This window comes from Paenibacillus sp. H1-7 (assembly GCF_022354825.1).
In the GTDB taxonomy this organism is placed as follows: Bacteria; Bacillota; Bacilli; order Paenibacillales; family NBRC-103111; genus Paenibacillus_S.
The window spans coordinates 2,910,459-2,936,201 of the sequence record NZ_CP031168.1 but is presented as its reverse complement, the minus strand read 5'-3'; the positions used below and the strand labels follow the sequence as shown (position 1 = coordinate 2,936,201).

Here is a 25,743-nt window from a genome sequence, read left to right as displayed (position 1 = left end):
GTCACTCCCGTATCCATTGGATTAAATTGTTGTAGCTCGTTTCTACGCAATCCATCGGGCTGCGCCGGCATTCATCCTGCTCAACGACATACCATTCAATCCCGTTAGCCTGCCCCCATTGCAATAAGGGAGGGAAATCGATCGTCCCGGTACCGATTTCCGCGTAATCCTTCGTTTCATCGCCTTTCATGTCCTTCAAATGAATGATCGGCATCCTGAAGGCATAAGCGCGGATGAATTCGAGCGGGTTTCTTCCTGTTCTTTGAATCCAGTATACATCGATCTCCGCATGGATTTCGTTGTCCGGGTGCGGCTCCAGCAAGTATTCAAGCGCATTGTGGCCATCGATCAGGCAATCAAACTCAAAATCATGGTTATGATAGCTGATGCGGATGCCTTCTTCTCTCAGCCTTGCCGCCACTTCGTTAAGACCTTGTTTGATCCTGCGGTACCCTTCCTCCGTCCGGTTTTGCGGCTGGACAAAAGGGCAAACGATATCTTTGGTTTGCAGTATGCGGGCTTGCTCCACCACCAGTTCCGTTTTATTCATCATCTGATCGAAGCCGGCGTGAAACCCGGCGGCTTTCAGCCCTGTTTCCGCCATAACCGCTGCAATCTCCTGCGGGTCGTAGCCGAAAAAGCCCCCCATTTGTACCCCGGACCAGCCCATTTTGCGCAAGTCGCGAAGCACCTGCGGGAAATTGTCCTTGCATTCCTTGCGCAGCGTATACAGCTGTACCGCTAATTGATGCTTCAAACGAATCCTCTCCCTCTCATAGCTTTCATTGCACGCGGAACCCCGGTATCTGCTCTATGTACCGCTTGGCGATCAGCAGTCCCTCCTGAATTCTTGAGATCGTTCCGCCCCAGACCGGGTCTTCATGCTCGATACTAACCATACCGTTATAACCGGCCTCCCGCAGATTGGAGATGAATTTCACCCAGTCCAGCTCTCCTAATCCCGGCAGCCGGTATCGCCACCAGGAGAAATCCGTCAAAATCCCGGTTCTCGCCAGACGCCCTCGCAAAATTTCCGTATCCTTCGCATGAACATGAAAGATTTTCGGCCCAAATTCCTTAATTGGTTCGTAGGGGTCAATCATTTGCCATAGCAGGTGGGAAGGATCATACGCCATACCCAAATACGGGGATTCCAGCCGTTCGAGCAGCCGCTCCCACATTTCCGGCGAAATCATCATATTGCCCATCAACGGACAATTTTCTATGGCTACGCGTACATTAGCCTTTTCCGCCGCTTCCAGCACCTCTGCGAACCAGCGGACTACAGGGTCCAGGCTGTTCAACGGCTTGTTGCGGATTGCCTCGTAACCATCATAGTGCTCGCGTTCACGCGTGGAGTCGAATCCGGTTGAGGTTACGACGACGGGGATTCCCAGCCTGCCTGCCGATTGAATCCGGCTGATCAGCTCTTTGCGGTGCAGCGATCGTTCCTCCGCATCCGGACTAAGATAGTTCCGGCAATACGTAAGCGCGGAGATGGTCATTTTGCCCTCCTCCAACACTTCAGAGAACAGCGCTTCGTCAAGCGGAATGTTCGGTCCCACCTCGAGTGTCTCGAATCCGTGGCTGGCAGCCCAATCCGCCATATCGCGTATATTGTTCAATCCCTCCCATACGAGTGCGTTCGTTAAAAATCCAAGCTTCATAGCTAGCTCCAATCCTTTCCTTTCCTGAATGATCGAACGGTGAACTAAGAAGCATTCAGCCCTAGCCCTTAATCGACCTGCTCTCTCATTACTTCCCTTTGGCTGCTTCAATCGCCAGATTGGTGACTTCTTCCGTCTCCCTTATCACCGTGTTCACATCCTTATTGCCTAATGCTACATCCTTCAAGGCGGCGTTCAGCTTTTGAGAAGCTATCGAGTCGTACACGGTAGGCACATGCGCAAGACCCGGCTTCGATTTGAAGACCGATGCTATTTGCTTTCCTTTTAACGCTTCAATATCCTGCGCAAAAAGCTTTTGCATTTCCGGCTTATTCAAGACGGTCATTCTGCCGCGCTTGGTCATCTTCGCCTGAACTTCCTCTGACGTCGTCACCAGCTGCATGATCTGCGCTGCCAGCTCCTTATGTTTGCTCATGTTGGACACCATGATGACATGAACGTCGAACTCTCTGCCGGTTCCAACCGCTTCTTTGAAGTTCGGCAGCGCAGCCAAGTCCCATTTCATATCCTGAATCGCGCCGGCCTGACCAACAACCGTATCGAACCAGGGCGTGAACATCGCTACGTTTTTATCCTTGAAAAATCCGTTGACGCCATACTGGTACTTGCTTTTCTCGTTATCTACGTATCCGGGGATGGCGAACAGCTGCTTGTAAAGATCGAAGACTTTTCTCCAGCCGTCGTTATTGAGCATAGCCTTATTCGTCTTGGGATCGATAAACGGCAGCGACAAGCCGGATCCAATCAAATTGACCGCATAAGGGTCCAGGCCGATATACTGCACTCCGTCCTGATTGCGCGTCAGCTTCTTGGACAGCTCGAGCAGCTGCTCCCAGCTCATTCCGTCAGTCGGATACGGTACGGCGAACTTGTCGAACAGATCTTTGTTATAGATGAGGGCTCCAAAATTTTGCGAGAACGGCAGAGCGTACAGCTGTCCCGCTTCTCCGTTTTGCTTGATCGAGTCGATCGCTTTCGGATCATAAACGTTCAAGTCCAGCCCGTTTTTCTTGATCGTATCCGTCAAATCGTCCACCAGACCAAGCGTCTTGAAATTGGCAATGCCCGGATTGCTGCTATAAATCAAATCCGGAAACGTACCGCTAACCATGAGCTCCTGCTCCGTATTGCCTTGGGTGGAGGCTCTTACCATTTCCAGCTTGACTTGGGGAAACTTCTGCTGAACGGGCTTCACGAAATATTCCTGAAATTCTTCATCCGTAATGCCGGCTGTTTTCTGATACATTGTCAGCGTTACCGGCTTATCGCCCTCCGTCTTCTCATTCATCGGCTCCTTCGTCCCTGTGCAGCCCGCCCCAATGGTTATGGTCATCATGCAACAAACGAGTCCTTTCAGCTTCAACATGACGGTTTCCTCCCGGTACGGATATTGGTATTAATCCTTAATTTCAGAGATACTGACTTTGCGCCCTTCCTCACTTGAACGTACGGCTGCGTCAATGACCCGGACGATCTGTGCCCCATAGAAAAAATCGAGCTCATAACTGGTTCCATTCTCGATAATATCGAGAAACTCCGCATATTGCTTGCCTCGCGCAAGCCCCGGGAACATATGCTTTGCTTCAGCCGGAACGAGCGCTGCTTGATCCCAAGTCCCGTTCGGCTTCTTGCCGCGGAAATAAACGTCTCCCTTGCCATCCATCCAGATCGCGCCTCGCGTCCCTACAATTTCGAGTCCGTTACCGTCGTCGGGAACCACACGTGAGCTGTTCAGCGTCACCAAACCTCCATTCTCCAAACGGCCGATGATTGCACCCATGTCATCGTTAGTCACTTGAGAGCGACCCGAACCGTCCAGCTTATCCCGTTCTTTAATCGCGGTGACAAGCTCCGCCTGTACTTCCGTGATGTCCCCGCACGTTTCGGCCAGGAAGTAGTGAAGAAGGTCCAGCTCATGAACGCCGAAATCGATGAGCGCCCCCGGGCCTGATAATTCCTTCTGCATCCTCCACTCCAAACCGATCCCCGGATTCGCAATACGAGCCCCGCCCAGCTTCTGCCGGTAATAGTAAACCTCGCCTAGCTCGCCGATCAGTCCTTTTATGATTTGCGCGTACGGATGATACCGGTACTGCATGCTCATGTAATGCACGACGCCCGCTTCCTGAGCCTCTTTGGCCAGCGCCAACGATTCCGCATAATTACGCGAGAGCGGCTTCTCGCATTGTACGGGCAGCCCCCGCTTCAGCGCTTCTCGTACCAGCTCCGCGTGGGATTTATTGTCCGTGCAAATGGTTACGGCGTCGACTTGAGAGAGCAGATCATCAAGCGACGATCGGATGACCTTGCTGGACATTCCGTTTTTCTCGGCGAAATGCTCGGCATGGTCCCTGTGCAAATCATAAATCGACGTCAGCTCCCAGCCGGGAACAGCCCGTATTCCTTTCAAATGATCGTTCGATACTCCGATAGACTTGCCCGTACCTATAATACCCAGCCGTTTGACCATGCTTCGTTCTCCTTTATCAGCTAAATTAGTGATTTATCGAAACGTTTCGATTATGTGTCAAAAAATTACCATTACCGAGCGGTTCTTGAACGATAACCAACCTGCATGCAGGAAACGATAAAAGCTTCAAGACCGTACAAGTAAGCGATTTCATTTTGTCGATGAACCCGCTTCAGTCTTATAACCTGCTAAGCCTAATTGCCTTATGTTAGATAGTCAGAGGGGCGACGCATCCGACCTGGATATCGCCCCCAAGATTCCGATTCTTCCTGCTGCTTCCTATCCATGCCCATTACATGCTAGCACATGAATTTCGCTCGATCAGCTCCAGCTGCAGCTGATAGCTTTTGTTGACAATATCGCCCCGAAGAGCCTGAAACATGACGTGCGCCGCCAAATTCCCCATCTCGTACTTGGGCTGGCGTATCGTTGTTAGCCCCGGATTCACATACTGTGCAAGCTCTATATCGTCAAATCCGATAATCGAGATATCGTCGGGAACACGTATGCCGCTTTCGCGAAACGCCTCAAGCCCGCCAATCGCCATTTCGTCGTTGCCGTATACGACAGCCGTCGGCAAGTCTCCCTGCAAAATCAGCGTCTTGGTCGCCTGATACCCATCCTTACGGTTCATTCTTCCGTGCATTACCCATCTGTGCTGTTCTTCCAAGCCGTGGGCCTTCAAGCTTTCCTGAAACCCTAAATACCGGTTGCGGCTAGCATACGAGCTGAACGGACCGCTGATCATCCCGATCTGCTTATGACCGAGACCGATCAAATAATCGGCTGCCATCCGACCTCCCTGCTTGTTATCGATCATGACATGGGTAATATAGTCCCCTTCCAAATGCTGATCGAGCAGAATGATCGGGAAGCCTTCCCGCGCCGCGTCCAATATAGCCTGATCGTCAATATTTTGGGAAGAAATAATCGCTCCATCCACCCGCTTCTCCTTCAAAAATCGCATCCCCGTCGAGCTTTGACCGAAGGAGCTGCAGGCAATAAGGTCATATCCGTTGGCAATCGTCACTTCTTGTACGCCTTTGATCAGTTCCGAATAGTACGGCCCCGCAAGATCCCAAAATATTAAAGCAATCGTCTTCGTGCTGCTTTTCTTCAAATCCATCGCAAAGCCATTTTTCTGGTAATTCAACTGCTTGGCGGCTTCCAGTACTTTCAACCTCGTTTTCTGACTGACCTTGCTGTCGCCGCTCAGAGCATAGGAGGCCGTCGACAAGGAAACTCCCGCTAACCTGGCAACGTCTTTGATTGTAGACAACTTCTATCATCCCTTCAACATAATCGAAACGTTTCGAATTATATCTATATACTAAATCGGAACGGATCGGTTCGTCAACCATTTTTTCTCAAAAAAAAGAAAACAAGAAAGCTGCCGAAGGCTCGGCAACCCTATTTTACTGTTATCGATTTTGCCGGATCCTACTGGACTTCCAACGAAAAGCGCTATAAGTCATGAGAACCGGGACGATTAAGACGGCACTTACAGTACAGATTGCCATGAAAATATTCGAGATCACCACACTCCACGCGAACGCTTTGGAAGCATATTGAAGGATCCAAGAAGCGACGGCCACCAAAGCCAGCACGATGAACATCGACTTCAGAGGCTTAGCCCCGCCGCGGTATTTCTCATATAACGTATCGTTATCCGAATGGATCGGCTTCGTCCCGGGTTTGGCTCTAAATATATGAATAGTATCGCCCGACGAGCACACCGGCTCCCATCCCCCGGCTCGGAACATATCATAATAGTCCTCCCGGTCGGCTTTATTCAAGTCCTGAATATCCATGCAATATTGAACGGATTGCGGTTCCGCTTTGCGCAGCGTATACCCGAGGAATGCAAACGATTCTAGCAGCCAGCCCTTCTCGGCCCATTGACTTAATTTCCTCATATCCTTTTCCTCCGTAAATGCCAACCCGCCTGACAGGACATATCGGGCCCTACTCATTCGTCTTCGCCTCCCCAACAGATTCTAAAGCGATCTTGCCATGGTGCGCCATTCTTGCCCTTCGTTCTATCTCGTTTAACGTAATAGCCTTCCCTTTCTCCGTAGCCGTATACGTCTTTCTGCGTTCCGTGTCACTCTCATCCAGCAGAATATAGTCGGCTTCCTGCAGCTTCTTAATTAACGTATACAAGGTTGCCGGCCCGATGGTCACTTCCCCATCCGTCAGTTCTTCAATATACTTCATAATTCCGTAACCGTGCCTTGGAGACAGCAGAGAAAGCATGATGTAATAAGCGGAGTCGGTTAGCTGCTCGGCTGTTAATGAATTGTTTCTGGACAAAACATCACTTCCGTTCTTTTATATCCATTATCAATATATCCATTAATGATATATCCGTTATGGATATAGTAATGAATTTACTTTCTATTGTCAATGGGCGTTTCGTCATAAAGAGCAGCTGAATGACTGGGAAAAACAAAAAACCGCTATCCCAGCGGTTTCCTGAATCTATTTATCGATTGGCCAGTCTGCGAATCTCAGCTCAAAATGTAGCCGCCATCCGGGAACAAGGTGCTCCCCGTCGTATAACGGTTGGTCATCAAATAAATGACCGAATGCGCGACGTCTTCCGGGTCCCCTACTCTCTTAAGCGCACACATTTGCTTGTACGCCTCGTAAGCCAATTCCCGATTCGCAGCCTCCCCCTCATCGGAACGAAACGGAGTCCGGATCGTGCCCGGCGAGACGACGTTCACCCGAATCGGAGACAGCTCGACGGCGAGCGCTTTCCCCAGGCTCTCGATCGCCCCGTTGCAGGCCGCATAGGAGGCGCCGTCCGCTAACGGACGCTGGCCGAACGCACCGGACATAAGCACGATCGAGCCTTGCTTGGACAAGTAAGGCAGCGCATGCTTCGCCGCAAAGTATTGCGGCCAGAACTTTCCCTCGAAGCAGCTCTGGGCAATGTCGGTATCCGCTGTGACCGGTCCGCGGACATAAGAAGCTCCCGGCGTGAACAAATGATCGAAGCTGCCTACCTGCTTGAAGAACGCCCGGATCGCTTCCTCCTTCTTGTTATCCAGCTGAAACGCCTGCAGCGATTCGCTGTCGATCTGCGCCTGCGCCTTCTCCAGCTTCTCGGACGAACGCCCGGCGATGACTACACGCGCCCCTTGGGCTATCGCCGCCTTGGCTGTAGCCAGTCCAATACCTGAGCTGCCGCCAATAATAACTACACGATGATCCTTCAATGTCATGAACTTGCCATCTCCCTTGAATTGCATCACTTTTTGGCTCCTGTCGTCAGGTGTTTCTAGAATAAACCAAAAAAGGACGCCTCAGCTATAGGAAGCATCCTAAATCGCAAAACCCTTATTTGTGCAGCATCACAATATACTGGGAATTTCTATCGTCTTCATTCTCCAATACCGGATAGCCAGGTCAAGCCGGAATCGGGTCTCCGGGGCGTTGAAGTCGATCTGAAGGATTTCGCGGATTCTCTCGAGCCGGTACAGCACGGAATTCCGGTGAATGAACAGCTCCTCGGCAACCCGCTTCGTATTGCCTCCCGTCCTCAAATACACTTCCAGCGTCTGCAGCAGCTGGGTGCCATACTCTTTGTCGTACGTTTCCAACGGAACGACCAATCGCTCCGCGAGGCCCATAAGCACCGGATGTCCCGGCACATCCAGAAGCAGCTGCTCGACCATGACGTCGTCGTAATGGGTAACCGCAGCCGACCAGGAATGCTCGCCGATCGCAAGCGCCTTAAGCGCTTCGCGATAGCTGCCCGACAGCTCCGCGAATCGTTCGCGGATCCCCCCTATGCCGCACGACAAGGTGACGTCGGGGTCCGATTCCCCCGCTTTCCGGATAAGCTCGTGCGCGAACCGCTTCGACTGCTCCAGCTGGCTATCCCGTTCCTTATTCGCGGCAGCACAAAGAATAAGGATGCGGCCGTTCATCTCTATCGCTCTCCGTGCAAATCCGCCCTGCTGGTTGATTTCGCGCAGCAGTCCTTGATACTGCCGGCTTACTTTCATTTCGGCATCCGCTGCTTGACAAGCGCCTTTAATGACCATGGCGTACTGGCTTGTACCGATCGGAATGCCGAGCCGGGTAGCCCGGTAGCGCATGAAGTCTTCCTGGTGATCCGTACCCGACAGCAGCTCCACAAGGAACGCCTCCTGCTCCCGCTCCCTCTGCAGCTGCTGCGACTGCCGGATCGTAAACTCGACAGCCATCACCGTCACCGCGTGCTCCATGCACATCTGCTCGTAACGGTCCTGCTCCCCCAGCTTGCGGGTGATGGCCAAATAACCGAATACGCGGTTGCCGACGCGGACGCTCCGCTGCTCGGCGATGTCGGCACGGTGAAAATGAGCGGTACAGCCTTCCATCTCCAGCTCGTGGTTCATTACCGCCACTTCGCACTTGAGCAGCTGGCCAATCATAACGACCAGCTCCGAGGTCCGGCGGTTCAGCACAAGATTCGTGAATTGCTGGTTCACCTCCTGCAGCTCCCGCAGCATGTACGCCTGCCGCTGCAATATTTGATCCAGAATCGTCCGCGTCATATCCATGAACGGAACTTCCAGCGGAATATCAAATAAGGGGATATGATATTTGTTGCTTTTTTCGATCGCTTCCTGCGGAATTTCGTGAAAAAACCGCCGGGATTTGATGCCTACCGCCGATCCCCCTACTTTATGCATCTCATCGAGCAGCCGCCCGAGCATCTTCGGTTCATGGCGAAACGAATAGCCCGTCGTCAAAATGAGCTCGTTGGGACGGAGCCATCCGGTCAAGTCCGGCATTTCCATGCTGTCGATATAGTAAATTTCATTGCCCAGTCCCTCGTGCCCGCCGAACAATTTCGCATTGCGAAATAATGGCAGCTCCAGCAAGCTTTTCACGGTAAAAGGGGCGTTCTCCATGCTTTCCACCTCAAAACGCTTCGTATGTTGTATCCCTCCATGTTACCATACTTTTGAGTGCGGCGTTTGCTGCCTGCCATCATTAGGAAGCGGCGGAATCACGGCACAAAAAAAGAACAGCAGCTCCTTAAGAGCGTGCTGTTCTGAGCTTGTTTATTTAACGCCTAACGACAGTTAGCCTTTAGAGCCATTTTTTCTGAAAAGCCGCAATCTCCCCGTACTCTTCCTTCAACAGACGGGACAATCGGACGTAAATCCGGCTCAGCTCCTGATATATGACCACGTTGTCTTTGTTCGGCACGTGATGGTGTGTTGCGCCTACCATGCCCGATACGACATGCAGCGAATCAATCTCGCCGATTCCGTACAAGCCTAGGATCGCGGCGCCCAGACACGAGCTCTCCACGCTCTCGGGAACGTGGACCTCCTGATCGAAGATGTCCGCCATCATCTGGCGCCACAGCTCGGAGCGGGCGAAGCCGCCTGTAGCTTGAATTTTGTTCGGCATGCCGATGAGCTCCTGCAGCGCCATGAACACCGAGTACAGGTTGAAAATAACCCCTTCGAGCACGGCGCGAATCATATGCTCTTTTTTGTGGTGAAGGCCCAGTCCGAAGAACGAGCCTCTTGCGTTGGCATCCCACAGCGGAGCTCTTTCGCCCGTCAAGTAAGGGTGGAAAATCAATCCGTCCGAGCCCGGCTTCACTCGGGAAGCAATCTCCGTCAAAATCTCGTACGGATCCTTGCCCAAACGAAGCGCCGTCTCCATCTCGGATGCGCACAGCTGGTCGCGAACCCAGCGGAAAATCATGCCGCCGTTGTTCACCGGCCCGCCGATCACCCAGTAGTTCTCCGTCAGCGCATAGCAGAATATGCGCCCTTTCGGATCGACCACCGGCCGGTCCGTCACGGTCCGGATGGCGCCGCTTGTGCCAATGGTTACAGCAACAGTCCCCGGATCAATCGCGTTAACGCCGAGGTTGGACAGCACGCCGTCGCTCGCTCCGACCACGAAAGGGATGGAGGCCGGGAGATTCATTTGCTGCGCCCAATGAGGCTCCATCCCGGTCAAATAATGGGTGGTCGGAACCGGCTGCGACAGCCGGTCAGCCGTAACACCGGCAATGCGCAGCGCTTCCTCGTCCCATGCCAGCTTCTCAAGATGGAACATCCCTGTTGCCGATGCGATGGAATAGTCGATCACATATTGGTTGAACAACCGGTAAAAGACGTACTCCTTGATGGAAATAAACTTGCTCGTTTTATCGAACAGCTCTTGCTGCTCATGGCGCAGCCATGTCAATTTGCTTAACGGCGACATCGGATGAATCGGCGTACCCGTACGTAAGTAAATGTGATGGCCGTTCATTTCCTGCTTAATTCGCTCCGTCCAGCCTGCGCTCCGGTTATCCGCCCACGTGATGCACTTCGTCAGCGGCGTACCCTGCGCGTCGACGGCAATAACGCTGTGCATAGCGGAGCTGAAGGAAACGCACAAAATGTTGCTCGGATCGACTCCGCTGTTGGCCACCACCTGTCTAATGGTAGCGACGACCGCCTGAAAAATCTCATCCGGATCCTGCTCCGCAATAGCCGGCTTCGGCGAATAAAGCGGATACTCGATGCCGTGGCTTGCTTTCAACACGCCGGACGTTTCGAACAATACCGACTTCGTGCTTGTCGTTCCGATGTCTACCCCTATCATGTATTTCGTACTCACGTCAATCGCCCTCCTTAGCCTACCTGAGTCCACTTTAATTGTCCGAAGCTACAACCGCATGTCCGCCGAACTCATTGCGCATCGCTGCAACGACTTTGCCGGAGAACGTGTCCTCCTGCTGTGAACGGTATCTCATCATCAGAGACAATGCGATAACCGGAGTGGCCGTCCCGTATTCAAGAGCCGTCTCCACCGTCCATTGCCCTTCGCCGGAAGCGTGGACGACGCCTTTGAGCCCTTCAAGCGCCGGATCTTTGGAGAAGGCGTTCTCCGTCAGCTCCATCAGCCAGGAGCGGATAACGGAGCCGTTATTCCATACTCTCGCCACCTGCTCATAGTCGAAGGAGTAAGGACTTTTATCCAATACCTCAAACCCTTCGGCTATCGCCTGCATCATTCCGTACTCGATGCCGTTATGGACCATTTTCAGAAAATGGCCGCTGCCGCTCGCGCCTGCGTACAAATATCCTTTCTCCACACAAATCGATTGGAACATCGGCTCTACATGCCGGAACGCTTCGCTCTCCCCGCCGATCATCGTACAGATGCCGTTGCGAGCCCCTTCCACACCGCCGCTCGTTCCTACGTCCAGATAGCGGATGCCTTGCTCCCGAAGATCGCCCGCTCTGCGGATGGAATCCTTGTAGTGGGAATTGCCTCCGTCAATGACGATGTCCCCGGAATCCAGCAGCTGCTTCAGCTCCTGCAGCACTTGCTCCGTCAAATCTCCCGCCGGAACCATCATCCAGACGACGCGCGGTTGGCTCAATTTGGCCGCCATATCCGCAATAGAGCCCGCGCCCGTTGCTCCCGCTTCGGCAGCGCGCTGAACGGCCTCCTTGTTCACATCAAATACAACGACCTCATGCTGATGGTCCAACAGATTGAGAGCCAGGTTGGATCCCATTTTTCCCAAGCCGATTAATCCTATTTGCATTGCTGTCTTCCTCCTTAATTACCGTTGGATAGTTGCAATTTCATTTATGGCCGATAGCTTTCCCTTACACGAACACATCTAGCAGCAAAATCATCCCCAGCGCAACGACCGAAATGATCGTTTCCAGCGCCGTCCACGTTGCCAGTGTTTCCTTGACCGTCATGCCGAAGTATTCTTTGATCAGCCAGAAGCCCGAGTCATTGACATGGGATAAAATCAGCGAGCCTGCGCCTGTAGCCAGAACGAGCAGCTCCACGTTCACCCCCGGCATTACCGCGGCGATCGGAGCCACGATGCCTGCCGCCGTCATCATCGATACGGTAGCCGAGCCTGTCGCGACGCGAATCATCGCAGCGATACCCCAGCCTAGCAAAATCGGCGAAATATGGGATGCCGTAGCCAGCTGCGCAATGTAATTGCCAATGCCTGAATCGAGCAGCACTTTATTGAAAGCTCCCCCTGCGCCGATAACCAATAAGATCGTGGCGGTAGGAGCAAGACAGTCGTTCGTAAATTTCAATACCGTTTCGCGGCTTAATCCGCGGGCATACCCAAGACTGAAGAACGAATATACCGTTGCGATCAACAGGGCGACGATCGGATCGCCGATGAATTTGAATGCTTGATACAGCGTCGTCCCTTTGGCCACGAACAAGTCGGCGATCGTTGCGATTAGCATTAACAGAACGGGAACAAGAATCGTGAATATCGTGTTGAAAAAGCCCGGCAGCTCCTTCGCTTCTACGCTTTCCGTGAGCTGATCGCCCATTTCCTTCGGAACTTCCCGGTAGATCTTCTTCCCGATCCAGTTACCGTACACCGGTCCGGCCAAAATCGCTGCAGGAAGACCTACGATGATGGAATACAAGATGGTAGTGCCTACATCCGCTTTGAAAATGCCTACCGCAGCCATCGCTGCCGGATGCGGAGGAACGAGACCGTGGACGACGGACAAGCCCGCTACGAGGGGCACGCCGATTTTGACCAGAGAAACTCCGGTTTGGCGGGCAATCGTGAAGACAAGCGGAATCAACAGGACGAAGCCGACCTGGAAAAATACCGGAATTCCGACGATGAACGCTACGAACATCATTGCCCAATGAACGTTTTTCTCACCGAACAGACCGATCAATGTCTTGGCGATGCGCTCCGCACCGCCTGACTCGGCCATCATTTTACCGAGCATCGTTCCTAACGCCAATACGATGGCGAGGAAGCCTAGTGTGCTTCCCATCCCGTTCTTGATGGAATCGATAATTCCCGGATGAGCTGCATCCGGCCCGACGAGCGGCATTCCGGCGGCCAAGCCGACACCGATAGCCGTCACGATCAGAGAGACGAAAGGATTCAATTTGATTACAGTGATCATCAGGAGCAGAGCGACGATGGCCACCAACACGATGAATAACAGCATAATGAAACCTCCTAATTATGTTTGCCCTTGTTGTAAGTGCTGCAATACGGTAAGAAACGATAAATGATAAGTTTATGTGAACTGATCCCTGTACTCCTGAGGCGTCATTCCTTTATGCTTCTTGAAGGCGTGGTTAAAGGAATGCGGACGCTGATAGCCGAGCCGGGAGGCGATTTCGTATATTTTTTCAGTCGAGCTTTTTAACAAATATTCCGCTTTCTGCATCCGCACGGTTTGAATGTAGTCGCTCAGGTTGTCTCCGGTTTCGAGCTTGTAGACCTTGGACACGTACACCGGATGCAGATAGACATGATCGGCGATGGACTGCAGCGACACATCATTCGTAATATTCTCGTCGACGAACGACTGAATGTCGTGAATCAGGGAAGCTCTCGTGTCCTTGGTTTCCCGGTCGGTGTCCTGCTTCATCCGCTCCAGCGTCCGGAACGTCCATTCCTTCAGCTGATTGACCGAGCGAAAAGGATTCCCCTCCGACATCTTGTCGTAATCGGAACCGAGCATGTCGGATAAGTGCCGCCCGTTTCTGTGCGCAATGTACGCGTAAGCCGAAGCGATATGGAAATATATTTCCAATATGTGCTCCTGCGATTCGGGATACCGCTGCTCCAAATCCTCAAAAACCGTTTGCAGCTTCGTCTTCGCATGGTCCCAGCGCGCCGCTTCAAGCAGATGAATCAAGCTGGGGGGATCGTACAAGCTTTGCAGCGGATGAATATCGACCGTCGCATGCTCGTCCTCCAAACGCATGAACAGCTCCTGCTCGTTGGCGATCCGCTTGCGAAAAGCAGCTATCGAGCGGCCGTACATCTCCCTCACATCCTGCGGAAACTGTCCGCTTCCGCTGACGAGGATCGAAATTTTCCCCTTCAAATACGTACTGACCGCCGATTGCAGCGAAGATGCGGTGCGCTCGAACCAGAGCGAGTCCTCCTTGCCGTCTCCTTCCTGCCTAGGCGCCATGACGAAGACCAAATAATCGTGGGCATCCTTCGCATACCAGAACTTGTAGCGGCTGCCGTACAGCTCCTCCACCATATTGCTGATCGCATATTCCATCCACGACACGCTCTCCGGGTCCACCTTCAGAAAATATTCCTCTAGCCGGATCATCATCAACACAAAAGAACGGCCTTCAAAATCGGACAGCTCCAGCATGTTCATCCTGTCGTGCAATCTCGATTCAGCGATGCTTCGCCCTTGGAGCAGTTCATTCAGCAGATTGGCGCGAAGGAGCGGCAAATTCTCGCGCAGCGTATAGGTGAGCCGCTGAACGGAGACGACTTCCTCCCATTCGGCGAGCAGCTTATCCTTCACCCGTTTCACGGTGTCGACGAGATCCTTCTCCTTCACCGGCTTCAGCAAGTAATCCTCCGTCTGATAGATTATCGCTTCCTTGGCGTAGTTGAAATCGGAATACCCGGACAGCAGGATGCATTTGGTCTTCGGCCAGTGCCGTCTGATCTCGGCGATGAGCTGCAGTCCCGACATGCCCGGCATCTTGATGTCGGTAATGACGATGTCGATGGAGAACTGCTTCAGCAGATCCATCGCCTCGAAGCCGGAGTATGCTTTGTACACTTGCTCCATGCCTTCCGCCTTCCAGTCAATGGTGGTGGAAAACCGGTCCACTACATGCGCTTCGTCATCGACAAGCAAGAGCTGCATCCCGCTTACCCTCCTTCATCATGAGGATGAAACTTGCCTTCATTATTGCGGTTCCATGTCAGCACAGCCTTTAATCCGCCCTTGGAGCCATGCCGGAAAGTTAAGCCCGAGCCTTCCCCGAATTGGTACTGCAGCCGCTGATGTACGTTCCATGTGCCGCGGCTCAGCTCTTCGGTCATTTGCTTTTGCAGCTGACTTTGCATGCTGCGAAGCTCTCTGTCCGTCAAACCCGTCCCGTTGTCCTCGATAACGATGCGGTTGAACGATTCGTTCTGCTCTCCCGTGATCGTAATCTCGCCGCCTTCTCGTAAGGGCTCGATCCCGTGGACGATCGCATTTTCCACCAGCGGCTGCAAAAGCAGTCTCGGTATAGGCTCGTCCATCATCGTCTCGGGAACGTCGATCGTGTAGGTCAGACGGCGCATCCGCAAATTGTGGATGTTCAAGTAATGCTGAACCAGCTCCAGCTCGTCCCGAACCGTAACCGTCTGATTCTCCACACGTGTCGAGTAACGGTAGTATTCCGCCAAATTTTCCGCCATGGCTACAACCGCATCGCGATCATCCATCATGGCCGAGTTGATGATAAAAAATAACGAATTATATAAAAAATGCGGATTGATCTGGGACTGAAGCTGCTTCAGCGTCGCTTCCCTCGTGCGAATTTTGGCCGTGTACACATCCTCGATGAGGACTTGGATCCTTTCGGCCATTTCATTGTAATGCTGGGACAAATGGTCGAATTCGTTCTTGAACCGGGCGTCGATCCGCGACGACAAATCGCCCCGCTTCATCCGCTGTACAGTGCGGGTTATCGTCATGATAGGGATTTGCACGTTGCGGTACAGCAAATACGAAGCGACAGCCCCCATCAACAGCAGGAGACCGACGGAAATGTTGAACAGATTGTTCGGCGCCGTAATGGGCTCCAACATTTTTTGCACCGGAACATAGTCGATCAAATACCACCCCAGCTGCCGTGACTTCGCGTAGCTGACCAAATAGTCCTGGCCGTCAATCTGCATTCTCTCCTGCCCCGCATCCGCCAATGTCTGGCTGAACAGCTGCCGGATCATCGGTTCGGTTAAGGACGAGCTGGACGTACTGTTGAACACCGGCTTAAAGTCCGGATGAATCAGGAACGGGTCGCTCATTTTATCCTTCTTGTACCGGTCCAGTTGATCGATCAAAGCTTGAACAGGAAAGCGCACCTGAAACACTGTATCCGCTTGTTGGGTATTGCTCACGTTCGCCGGCTCGCTGATTTCCCGGATAAATGTGCCGATCGGCTGTCCACGGGATACATCCTCGTCATAAGTCCAAGCCGTCCGCACAGGTCGCTCCCACGGCCATTGATCAAGACCGTTAATGTAGATGTTGGAGGACAGCACCTTCTTCGCGCTCGGGATCACGAACGACAAATCGTTGGACCAGCTGCTCGATACGCTCTGCAGGCTCAGCTTCTCCGTAATGCGGGATTGCGCCTTGAGCAGGCCGCTCAGCGGATTGCCCGCCACTTCGATGAATTCCCGGATATGCGGGTCCGAGCTCAAAATGACGGGAAACATCGACAAATTCTCAATATTGGAGTCCAGCTGGTACAGAAAAAAAGATAATTGATTCAAAGCGGAGGATTGGATTTGCTGCTCTACCGCTTGTTGGGTCATCCGATTGGAGTAGCTGTACAGCAGCAGCACGGGGACAAGCAGCAGAGTGATCGTCATGAGAATTTTGCTGAAAATATTCCGTCGGTACGGCACGCCTCGCTTGTCCCCTTCACTTCGCTTCTTTATCCAAAATGGCTTGCAGCTGCTGATTGGCCTGATCGGCCGTCTCCTGGATCCGCTGTTCTCCGGCCATAATTTTATGGACGATTTCGCCCACGGTGTCGCGCGCCTCTGCTACACTGACTACCGTCGGCCGGTCGTGATCGACCCCGCCCTGGCTGCTCTTGCGGATGACGCTGACTAGCTCCGCCGGGAATCCCGTCGTTCCGTCCGGACGCTCCCATACGGATAAGCGGGCTGCCGTGTTTCCTTTTTGCTGGATCTTGAGTGTGATCTCCTTACTCGTGGCCCAGCGAATAAAAGCCCACGCCGCCTCTTTATTGGCCGCCTTGGGGTGCATGGCCAAGCCCCAGGACGTGATATTGTACGGCACCGACCCGCGGCTTCCCGCGGGGAACGGCGCATAGCCGATTTGCTCCGCGAGCTTCGACTGCGCGGGATCGAGCACATTTTTGTAAATCGAGCTGGCGTCCGTGTACAGCGCTGCTTTGCCCGCTGCAAAAAACGCGCTCGCTTGCGGCCACGACATCGTAATGGAGCTGGGCGGCCCATAATTTCTCAGCAGCGTGCCGTACGTTGTAAACGCCCGGATCGCTTCCGGCGTGTTAAGCGTCGCCCGCTCGCCTTGTGTGAAGTCTCCTCCTTCCGAGTATAGGAAGGAGGAGACCTGCGTCACGAGCGGGGAGCGCTGGCCCCGCGCGACGAAGCCGTACACCCCATTCGCGGGATCGTTCAGCTTGCGCGCGGCTTCGACCAGCTCCTCAATGGTCGCCGGCACCGCAATGCCCGCTTGCTTCAGCAAATCCTTGCGGTAATACAGCACTTCCTGCTCGGTGATGATCGGAATGCCGGTCAGCTTGCCTTTGACCGTTGCCGAGCCGACCGCTTGCTTCGAGAAATCGGCGAAATCGTAATCCGCATCCCGATGCACATAGTCGTCCAGCGGCTCCAGCCAGCCGTTATTGTAAAACAGCTTGCCCTCCTGCAGCGGACGATACATGAACACTTCCGGGGTCCCCGACCCCGATGTGAATTGCACCGTGAGCTTCTGGGTCAGCTGATCTTCGAAGAAACCCTGAACATTCACCTTAAGGCCCGTAGCCTCTTCAAACTCCGGGAGAAGCGGCTTCATCGCTTCGCCCCAGGGATGATTGGCGATGATCAGCGTAATGCTCTCGCCCTCAAATGCTCTGGGAGCCGTCTGACCCGGCGAGGAATGATTCCCGCATCCGGCCATCATTATGGATACGGATGCAAGAACAAGGGCTGTTGCCGGAAAGTTCCATCGGCTCCATAATGACCTCATCGTCTCCCTCCCACCTGATAGATAGCGCTAGCTTTGGAACTTGAACTATCTTAGATTACTTGATCCGGCTAGCAGCCGAAATAACGAAAACTAAACTTCGATAACAATCCGTGAAGAACATGTCGAATCCGGGGATCGCTACTGGTTAATCTGTCCATTCGCTGCGTTTTTTACTAATAGGCACAGCAAAAAGCAGATTGCCTTCGGCTTGGCAATCTGCTGGGTGTATCGGGCTTCTCGCACGGTGCGCTGTAAGCTCCGGTGTGAGGAGCGTGGTCGCGGTGTCGTGTGCGGTGCAACGCATGCGTTTCATGCCGCGGCGGTTAGCGTCATGCGGTGTTTGAGTGGTGTGAAAAATGGTGGCACATGTGTGGTTGGGGAGCTCTGCTTGTGCATGGAACGTAAGGTCGTAGAGTTCGACCTACCGCATTACAGAGGCGATACGTGAGCTTAGAATAAGCGCGCGTGTTGAAAATATGGTGTAAGCGGAGTTACTGTTTGCTGATTAGCATTGTGCACGTTCGGTCCATCTGTATGGAGTTGTGACAGGATGGTTGTTTGCTGGCATTGTGTGCACCACTTGTGCTTGATCGGCCGCTGGGACGTTGGGTAGATTGAAGTATAGTAAACGTTAGGGACACTTTGTATGTATCTGGAGGTATGGGCGTTTTGGAGTAACATTGTATGAACCGCGAACTCGATTGGACTTTCGAAGCAGGCTAGATCTGTAATATAGTGAAAGTTGGAGACTATTTGTATGGATCGAAGGCAAAGGAAAGGCGTTATGGAGTAACATTGTATGTACCGCATGAACTTGATTGGACTCTTCGACGCAGGCTTGATCTGTAATATAGTGAGCGCCCGGACTCTTTGTATGGATCAAAGGCAAAGGTAAGGCGTTATGGAGTAACATTGTATGTACCGCGAAATCGATTGGACTCTTCGACGCAGGTTAGATTGTGGCGTAGGAAACTCATTATATGGAGTAGCTGAGGCGCGGGCGTTTTGAGTTACACTTTGTACAATACTGCTCTTGATCGGCTTCTGAAACGCCGGCTTGATGGATGGGCAATAAAACTACACTACCGATCGGACCGTGAGTCCGCTATTTGACGGAAAACCGGTGTTTTGGCGAGGCGATCGGACACAGGATCCGTTATTGACCGGTTTTCCGGTCCAAATCGGCCTAATTCAGCCAAATAACGGATCTGTAGTCCGATCCGCCCGCCATTTTGGGCTATTTGGCTTGAATAGCGGAACCACGGTCCGATCCAGGTTATATGATCGCTATTTCTATGGACCACGACTATTTGATTAAGTTTATTATTTTTTGCCTAAATTTAATGGCGTCACTTTTATTTTTTGAAGTAAGCATAAGATTGCCCAAGAAGTCTTTGATAAAATTTGTTATGATTAATTCAAACTTTCTAAATGATATGTATTTAACTCCAGTCGGATTAATGAACGAGACTCCATGTGAAGAGTACGTCGATCCATTGCTCCAAGCAATCTCTATTTCATCGTTAACACGTCTGAATAATACGACTGGTAAAAAAGAACCCGCTCTATTTAAAAACCATGAGTGTTTAAACTCCCAGTTTTGCTTTATGTCGAACCATTCATCAAAATCACTATCATTATCTAGTTCACTTATAAAACTATTATCTAAAAGTTCAAGCGAGTGTTGCCCTTCTACAGGGAGAGGGAATGGATCATCACCCAATATATAAATTAGATTTTCACTAAACCATTCAACAATATAAATCAAATTCCATTGGTAGGTAATAACACTGCGTTCTCTCATTATTTGGCAAACATCTACTCCGCTTATAAGTAATTCAAATTTACCCCATGTATCTCCAACCAAACTATGTTCATTAAAAGGATTAGTTACGAACTCATATCTGATCGCAAACGTGTCCTTGTCTCCAAACGTCCTCAGATCGAAGCACCTCACTAAATAGAATTGCATCACTTTATTATTTTACCATCATTAAACACCCTGGTAGTTTCTATCTTGTTAGGTGGTCCGTAAAGGCTTCTCCTGCACCATGAACCTCTATGAGGTAAAATTAAAGAGCAGATCGTTAACGCGACCTGCTCATGTTAAAAGATATTCGGCTGTGTCTACTAGGCATTAAACCTTCTCCGGTAGTCACATTTTCTGCACAGCTCCTCTACGACCTCCCGGCGCGAAAAGCCGTCATACAGATTTCTCGCCCGCTCGCCTTCGATAATTTCCGCAAAGGATTTCTCGTGCACGTTGCCGAGATTAATTACCCCTTCGCCGTCAAGACAGCATGGGACGACCGTTCCGTTGGACAAGATCGCGGCCTGATTGCGCAGCGCATGGCAGAAGCCTTTGCCGTCATCCTCGTCTTCCTTGAGATCGGGCCATTGAAACTCATGGTCCTGGTTAATATAAATCCGATCGGCGATTTTGGTCCCGCCGCCGCGCACGACTTTTTCTTCAATCCGATAATCGAGATTGAATTCTTTTTCTATCATGGCGAGAATCTCACGGTTTCTACTTTTTTCCGCATTGGTAGCGTTATTCATGTCCAGGTTCCACAGTCTCAAGGAAATGAGCACGTTATGACTCGCCGCCTCCTTGGCAAACGCGAGCACAGTCGATACATATCCCTCTTTATCGGTAGAGCCTTCATGGCCGTCAAAGCTGTGCAGCGAAATATTGACTTGACGCAGCGCCGGTTTAGGCAGTATTTTGTGCTTCGCTTTCGGAATCAAGGTGCCGTTCGTCGTCAGATTCACCTTAAATCCTTTCTCGTGGGCCAAGTCCAGCAGCTCTCCAATTTTGGGATGCAGCAGCGGCTCGCCTTTGACATGAAAGTAAATATAATCCGTAAAAGGCCTTACTTGATCCAATATATGCGTAAACTCTTCGGTTTTAATAAAAGTAGCTGACCGCTTCGTCGGCGGACAAAAGCTGCACGCCAAATTACAGATGCTCGTAATTTCAATATAAAACTTTTTGAATTTTCTCATGATGGTTCCTTTTGTGTTTTATAGTAATCTATCAGTCATTATAGCACGATGATGCAGCATATTGCGCTCGCCGTGCCAATCTTTTTTTACCATCCGACCATTAACATTATGAGAACAGTCCGAACCGGTCTTTTAAATTTGATGATTCTCCCTCCCTGATTTCCAATTTATCCCTGAATCCATTCACTTCATTCTAACAAAAAAAGCAGCGAAAATCGCTGCCTTCCCGATCATTTCAATTTAGTTCACCGCTCAAAATGTACAACTACTGACTATGCCTCTTTCCCCAGCCGATCCTTCAACTGCTGCGTATACAGGCTTCGCGGCTCCACATGCTGACCGTGGGAATCCCAGTACCCGTCAGGCCCGCGGTTGCCTCCAAAATCTTTCTTGCCGATATGGCCGATCGACCAGTTTTGTGCCGTAGGCGGCTGATGGCATACGAGCGTGCCCTCGGTGTTCCAGGCGACGTAGTTCGCGCCGGCCCAACCGTGCCCCGAACCCATGTTCAGCCGGTTCATCAGCGAAATCATATCGTGGACGTTGTCGTACAAGCCGCCTACCGACCAGCGGTGATGAGGCTCACTCCACGTCAACGGCTGCTCCCCGATGCAATCGTGGAACACGTTGGGCCCTGTTACCCGGGAGCCGAGTGTAAAACCGTGGCGGTTGTTCAACGCAAAACAGCGGGTGACGAGCGCAGATTGCCCGTTCAAATAAAAGCCGTATCGGCCAACATAGATGTTGGTCTCGTAGAACGTCCGACCGGTAGGATCGTAGCCTTTGCCGTTATAAAAAGCTTTGTCCGCAATCAGATTGGACGAGTCCTGGATCGTAATCCATTTGGAGCCGCGGCCTGTCCGGAATGCGCCGTTCGTGCTGTTGAAATGCTCCAGCGTCACGTTCCGCACCCATCCATTATGGCAATTGTCCAGCTCCACGAACTCATTGGCATGCCTTGTATCATCTACTCCATCGCTATTTGGAGTCCAGAAGGCGATCCCGCGCAAATTCTCCAGTCCAATCTGGCTGATCCGTCCCGGGTCGGAGAATTTGAAAATGCGGCCGCCTCCCCAGCGGCTTTCGACCGCATTCATCAGGGAAGAATCGACGGTAATCCGGCTGCCCTCGATGGCCGTAATGACATGCTCAAAATGGAGCTCGAACGGGGACCACTGCGTGATTTTTCCACCGTCCTCCCGATCCGGAATTTGATCCATTCCGATCTCGCTGATCCATGCGGCATTACCGCTGCGCTGCAGGATAATCGTATCTCCGACCTGGAACAAGCCCGGATCCGCTACGCGGAATGAATTCGCCCCTACCGGAACATAGCTGTCGATAATCTCGCTCTGTTCGGTCAATGGGACGCGTACGTCTTCCGTACCATGGAATTTCAGAATTCTTCTCCGTTCGCTTCCCGTAGCGATCAGGACGGTTGCTTCCTTCGAAGCCACCGACGCTTTCAATTCCTCGAAGCTGCCGATCTGCCGGGGATCGTACCACAGCTTCTTCATATCGCCCTGTCCTTCGCCTCGAAGCACAACGCCGCCGGCCCGGACTTCGAGAACGCCTGCGATCTCATAGACGCCTTGCTTCAATAGCACCGCTCCGCGAAAGCCGTTGTCATCCGGCGCCATGGCGGAAACCCGGTCGATCGCTTCCTGAATCCGGCTTGTATTGTCCCCCGGGATCGGCTCCAGGGTCACCTTGACCGGCAGCTCGGGCAGCTCTACGCCGCCGCCCATATAACCTACGCCTGAGAAGTCCGGCAGCCGGTTGCCCCGATAATCGGGCAAATACACCATCCGTCCCTCTGCGTTAGTGTAGGCAGCACCGCTGCTGTGCTTGGGGTATTCCGACAAGACGGTAAAATAAAACCGCTCTTCCACCTTACCGCCGGCAGCCGGCGAGAGCTCTACTAAAAGTTCATATCCGCCGTCCTGCGGAACCTCTCCTGATACCGCAATCGCCAAAGGCTCGTTTGCTCGGTAAGTCTGCTCCAAAGCGGACCCAACGATTTCACAGGTTGTTAGCGATTTAATAGAAACGCTCGCTTTCCCCTCATTTTTTGCGGACACTATAACTCCAGGAAATGAATCACCGGGAGACAAAAGGGCCGGATAGCCGATCCGAATATCCATAGTATCGTGGCACAGCTGAATTGTAACCTCATCGTTTGCTATTTCCAAGGACTGCATCTTGTTTCCTCCGATAGTATATAATTGACAAAACGCTCATTTGATCATATACTGCAACGCCTTTTGAAATAAATGGTTATATTTCATTTCTTTTTGCAGTAAATTCAGCATTTTGCTAAAAAAGCGGAATACAGAAACAAGCGCAAAAAAAGAGCACAAACGATTCACGTCTGCGCCGACTTATCATATTATGCAATTACCCCGAGGGGTATTACTTCCTCCGCCTAGTTCAGCAGCTCAGAAGATCAAAGGCTCAAATGGACTGCTCCATTAGTTATGACTGATAATCGGGACGGAAGCGGTGGGGTCGACTGCATGAGATGCACTCGGGTTGTACCCTTCTAGTACTTCTCGTACCAGGCTTCTTCTAAACTCTTCCCCGCTCCAGTATCTATCATTTCACAGCCATCATCTGCTCTGAGCCGGGAATCAGCGCATTGGCATAACGCTCCCGCAATTCAGGCCAGAAGGGCTCATACATTTCCCTCACTTCGTGAATAATGTGCCCGTCAAAGGTGGAAGCCAGACATTCCGCGATGAGATGAAACGGCACATTGCCGTCGCCTATCGGAGCATGCATATCCCCGCGTCCAAGCGGGATCAGCTCATATTGGCTTTTTTCCGTAGAAAAGCAGGCTTTGCCGAAATTGTCATGCAGGTGCATGTGGATGATATGGGGCACTAGACGCTCCATCTCGCGAATCAGATCCAGCCCGTACATCGTGACCGCCAAATTCAAATGACCCGTATCGAGCACGGCACCGACTTGAGGATGGTCAATCGCTTCGAGCTGCTCGGCCAATGCGCTTGGACTAACGGAATAAGCGTAATCCTCGCAATCGAGATAAGGCCGCATGTTTTCCATCCCGATTAGGACCCCGGTTTCTCTCCCGAGATCGCCGGCGCGTCGCATCCATTCCTGCTCCCTGACCATCAGGGCCCGCTTGTCGATATCCGTAAGCTTCGCCCAGGTGTGGGAGAACATAAATTGCTCCTCACCGACAAATCTCCCGACATGATAAACCATGAGCTCTGCACCGAGCGCCCCGCTGATTTCTACGGACGCCATCAGGCATTCCGCATCAGTTGAATAATCGCCCTGTCTGAACAAATTCAGGTCAAAGGGAGCGTGTGTCGTATACTTAAGCGGCACGTTTCGCAGCAATTGCTGGTACATGTGCAGCCGATCGCGGTCGATTTGTCCGTTCCTCAATAGGTTCATACCCTGAATAGGCAGCTCCACCGTGTCCAAGCCGAGCTCGGCCGCTCTGTGCAGCTTGAGTTTTAACCGTTCCGGGTTGCTTGTGCTCTCATTAATGAATGCACAGATGCCCATACCTCTTATCTTCATGACATCCTCTCTCCTTCCGCCCTCAGATCCTAGACTGCATGCACCGGATCCGGCTTTCCCTGCTTTACCTTACCGCTGCAGCGGCGTTCATCCGGTAATCCATCTGGCATACCGTTTGTCCCTCAACCCATACCTTCTCAATGACAGGACGGCCGTTATGGATGCGAGTCAGTAACACGTCCGCCGCTTTCCCTTCCTCCAATGAGCCCAGTCTTTTGTCCAGACCCAATGCTTTCGCCGGATTCAAAGAAATCATATTCATTGCATAGGAAAGCTCATACCCTTGATTGTGCAGCAAAAAGGCGGCCTGAATCATGGCCGGAGGATAATAATCCGAGCAAAGAATATCCACGACCCCTTCCTTGATGGCGTCCAGGGCGGATAAGTTGTTGCTGTGCGACCGGCCCAGCATCACGTTCGGAGCCCCCATGACGACGTGCAAGCCTCTCTGCTTCGCTTCCTTCGCCACGTCCATCGTGATCGGAAATTCGCTGATGGCGGCGCGCCAGGATTGAACGAGCTCGAGCTTTTCGACGGAATCGTCGTCATGCGAAGCGAGGGGCACGCCCAGGCTTCCGGCCAGGTCGGCTACAAGCTGGAGATCCTCCCGGCTTACCTTCGGCTGCTGCCTGCGGGCTTCCAGCACTTTGAGCGTTTCTTCCTCCGTCAGCTTTTGCCGCTCCATGACGAACTTTTTTTGTACCTCCAGATTGCGGTACTGTCCTTGGCCCGGCGTATGATCCATGAACGAAAGCTGATCCAGCTCGCCGTTGTTCAGCATCTCGACGATATGAGGGACGGCGTTCAGATTAACAATTTCGAACCGGAGATGCACTTTATGCCGGATCAGATGATCCTCGGCCGCCAGACGGCGAATCGTCCGGATCATTTGCTTGACCGATTGGTTGCGGCGAACCTCCTTGGCCGAGTTGTCGTCCCACATGCTAAGCGAATGGTAAATCGTCGTCACGCCTTGCCCCGCCAGCTTGCGCTCCAGCTCGTAAAACGACATTTCAACAGGGAACAAGCTGGAAGGACGAGGCTGCATCTCATGCTCGATTGCGTCGCTGTGCGTGTCTATAATTCCCGACAGCACCAGCATGCCGCTTGCGTCGATATCACGAGGCCCCGGCATGGAGGCCGAAGAGGATATTTCTATAATCGTCCCGTTTTCGATAACCAGCGTGCCTTGCTCGATCGTGCCGGAAGGGGTGACGATTCGGCCGCCGCATATTTTTTGAATGCCCTTCATGTACTTAATCCTCCC

At 52.2% G+C, this 25,743-nt stretch carries 20 protein-coding genes; all 20 read right to left on the bottom strand.

Annotated elements, in window-relative coordinates:
- Position 1: 1 nt before the first annotated feature.
- Positions 2–757: a sugar phosphate isomerase/epimerase family protein gene (locus DVH26_RS12960; RefSeq protein WP_239634099.1), complete on the bottom strand. Its 756-nt coding sequence runs from the start codon at positions 755–757 to the stop codon at positions 2–4.
- A 25-nt stretch (positions 758–782) separates the two neighbouring features.
- The gene (locus tag DVH26_RS12955) at positions 783–1,667 is read right to left on the bottom strand and encodes a sugar phosphate isomerase/epimerase family protein (RefSeq protein WP_239634098.1); all 885 of its coding nucleotides are present in this window, start codon (positions 1,665–1,667) and stop codon (positions 783–785) included.
- An 88-nt stretch (positions 1,668–1,755) separates the two neighbouring features.
- Positions 1,756–3,054 carry an ABC transporter substrate-binding protein gene (locus DVH26_RS12950; protein WP_239634097.1) on the bottom strand — a complete coding sequence of 433 codons (1,299 nt, stop codon included), beginning with the start codon at positions 3,052–3,054 and terminating at the stop codon, positions 1,756–1,758.
- Between the two features lie 30 nt (positions 3,055–3,084).
- Entirely contained in the window at positions 3,085–4,158 is a 1,074-nt protein-coding gene (locus DVH26_RS12945; protein WP_239634096.1) for a Gfo/Idh/MocA family protein, read from the bottom strand.
- A 292-nt stretch (positions 4,159–4,450) separates the two neighbouring features.
- Positions 4,451–5,437: a LacI family DNA-binding transcriptional regulator gene (locus tag DVH26_RS12940; protein ID WP_239634095.1), complete on the bottom strand. Its 987-nt coding sequence runs from the start codon at positions 5,435–5,437 to the stop codon at positions 4,451–4,453.
- 142 nt (positions 5,438–5,579) lie between these two features.
- Positions 5,580–6,131, bottom strand: coding sequence for a DUF2812 domain-containing protein (locus DVH26_RS12935; RefSeq protein WP_239634094.1), 552 nt, complete (start codon positions 6,129–6,131; stop codon positions 5,580–5,582).
- Positions 6,124–6,471: a PadR family transcriptional regulator gene (locus tag DVH26_RS12930; protein ID WP_239634093.1), complete on the bottom strand. Its 348-nt coding sequence runs from the start codon at positions 6,469–6,471 to the stop codon at positions 6,124–6,126. The genes DVH26_RS12935 and DVH26_RS12930 overlap by 8 nt, the downstream gene beginning before the upstream one ends.
- 197 nt (positions 6,472–6,668) lie before the next feature.
- Complete coding sequence (locus DVH26_RS12925) at positions 6,669–7,388, bottom strand: SDR family oxidoreductase (RefSeq protein ID WP_239635353.1); 720 nt, start codon at positions 7,386–7,388, stop codon at positions 6,669–6,671.
- A gap of 129 nt (positions 7,389–7,517) precedes the next feature.
- Positions 7,518–9,068 (bottom strand): PucR family transcriptional regulator, encoded by a 1,551-nt coding sequence (locus DVH26_RS12920; RefSeq protein ID WP_239634092.1) that lies wholly within the window; start codon positions 9,066–9,068, stop codon positions 7,518–7,520.
- A gap of 181 nt (positions 9,069–9,249) precedes the next feature.
- Complete coding sequence (gene gntK / locus DVH26_RS12915) at positions 9,250–10,773, bottom strand: gluconokinase (RefSeq protein ID WP_239635352.1); 1,524 nt, start codon at positions 10,771–10,773, stop codon at positions 9,250–9,252.
- A gap of 49 nt (positions 10,774–10,822) precedes the next feature.
- Entirely contained in the window at positions 10,823–11,725 is a 903-nt protein-coding gene (gene gnd, locus DVH26_RS12910) for a phosphogluconate dehydrogenase (NAD(+)-dependent, decarboxylating) (RefSeq protein ID WP_239634091.1), read from the bottom strand.
- Between the two features lie 64 nt (positions 11,726–11,789).
- Positions 11,790–13,139 (bottom strand): GntP family permease, encoded by a 1,350-nt coding sequence (locus DVH26_RS12905; RefSeq protein ID WP_239634090.1) that lies wholly within the window; start codon positions 13,137–13,139, stop codon positions 11,790–11,792.
- Between the two features lie 72 nt (positions 13,140–13,211).
- Entirely contained in the window at positions 13,212–14,825 is a 1,614-nt protein-coding gene (locus tag DVH26_RS12900; protein WP_239634089.1) for a response regulator transcription factor, read from the bottom strand.
- 5 nt (positions 14,826–14,830) lie between these two features.
- On the bottom strand, positions 14,831–16,585 hold the full coding sequence (locus tag DVH26_RS12895) for a sensor histidine kinase (protein WP_239634088.1): 1,755 nt from the start codon (positions 16,583–16,585) through the stop codon (positions 14,831–14,833).
- A 16-nt stretch (positions 16,586–16,601) separates the two neighbouring features.
- Positions 16,602–17,852: an ABC transporter substrate-binding protein gene (locus DVH26_RS12890; RefSeq protein WP_481857607.1), complete on the bottom strand. Its 1,251-nt coding sequence runs from the start codon at positions 17,850–17,852 to the stop codon at positions 16,602–16,604.
- A 1,372-nt stretch (positions 17,853–19,224) separates the two neighbouring features.
- Entirely contained in the window at positions 19,225–19,722 is a 498-nt protein-coding gene (locus tag DVH26_RS12885; RefSeq protein WP_239634086.1) for a hypothetical protein, read from the bottom strand.
- A gap of 326 nt (positions 19,723–20,048) precedes the next feature.
- The gene (locus DVH26_RS12880; RefSeq protein ID WP_239634085.1) at positions 20,049–20,924 is read right to left on the bottom strand and encodes a radical SAM/SPASM domain-containing protein; all 876 of its coding nucleotides are present in this window, start codon (positions 20,922–20,924) and stop codon (positions 20,049–20,051) included.
- Between the two features lie 272 nt (positions 20,925–21,196).
- On the bottom strand, positions 21,197–23,125 hold the full coding sequence (locus DVH26_RS12875; protein WP_239634084.1) for a hypothetical protein: 1,929 nt from the start codon (positions 23,123–23,125) through the stop codon (positions 21,197–21,199).
- 394 nt (positions 23,126–23,519) lie between these two features.
- Positions 23,520–24,476, bottom strand: coding sequence for a sugar phosphate isomerase/epimerase family protein (locus DVH26_RS12870; RefSeq protein ID WP_239634083.1), 957 nt, complete (start codon positions 24,474–24,476; stop codon positions 23,520–23,522).
- Between the two features lie 64 nt (positions 24,477–24,540).
- Positions 24,541–25,728, bottom strand: coding sequence for an alpha-D-ribose 1-methylphosphonate 5-triphosphate diphosphatase (locus tag DVH26_RS12865; RefSeq protein WP_239634082.1), 1,188 nt, complete (start codon positions 25,726–25,728; stop codon positions 24,541–24,543).
- Positions 25,729–25,743 lie beyond the last annotated feature (15 nt).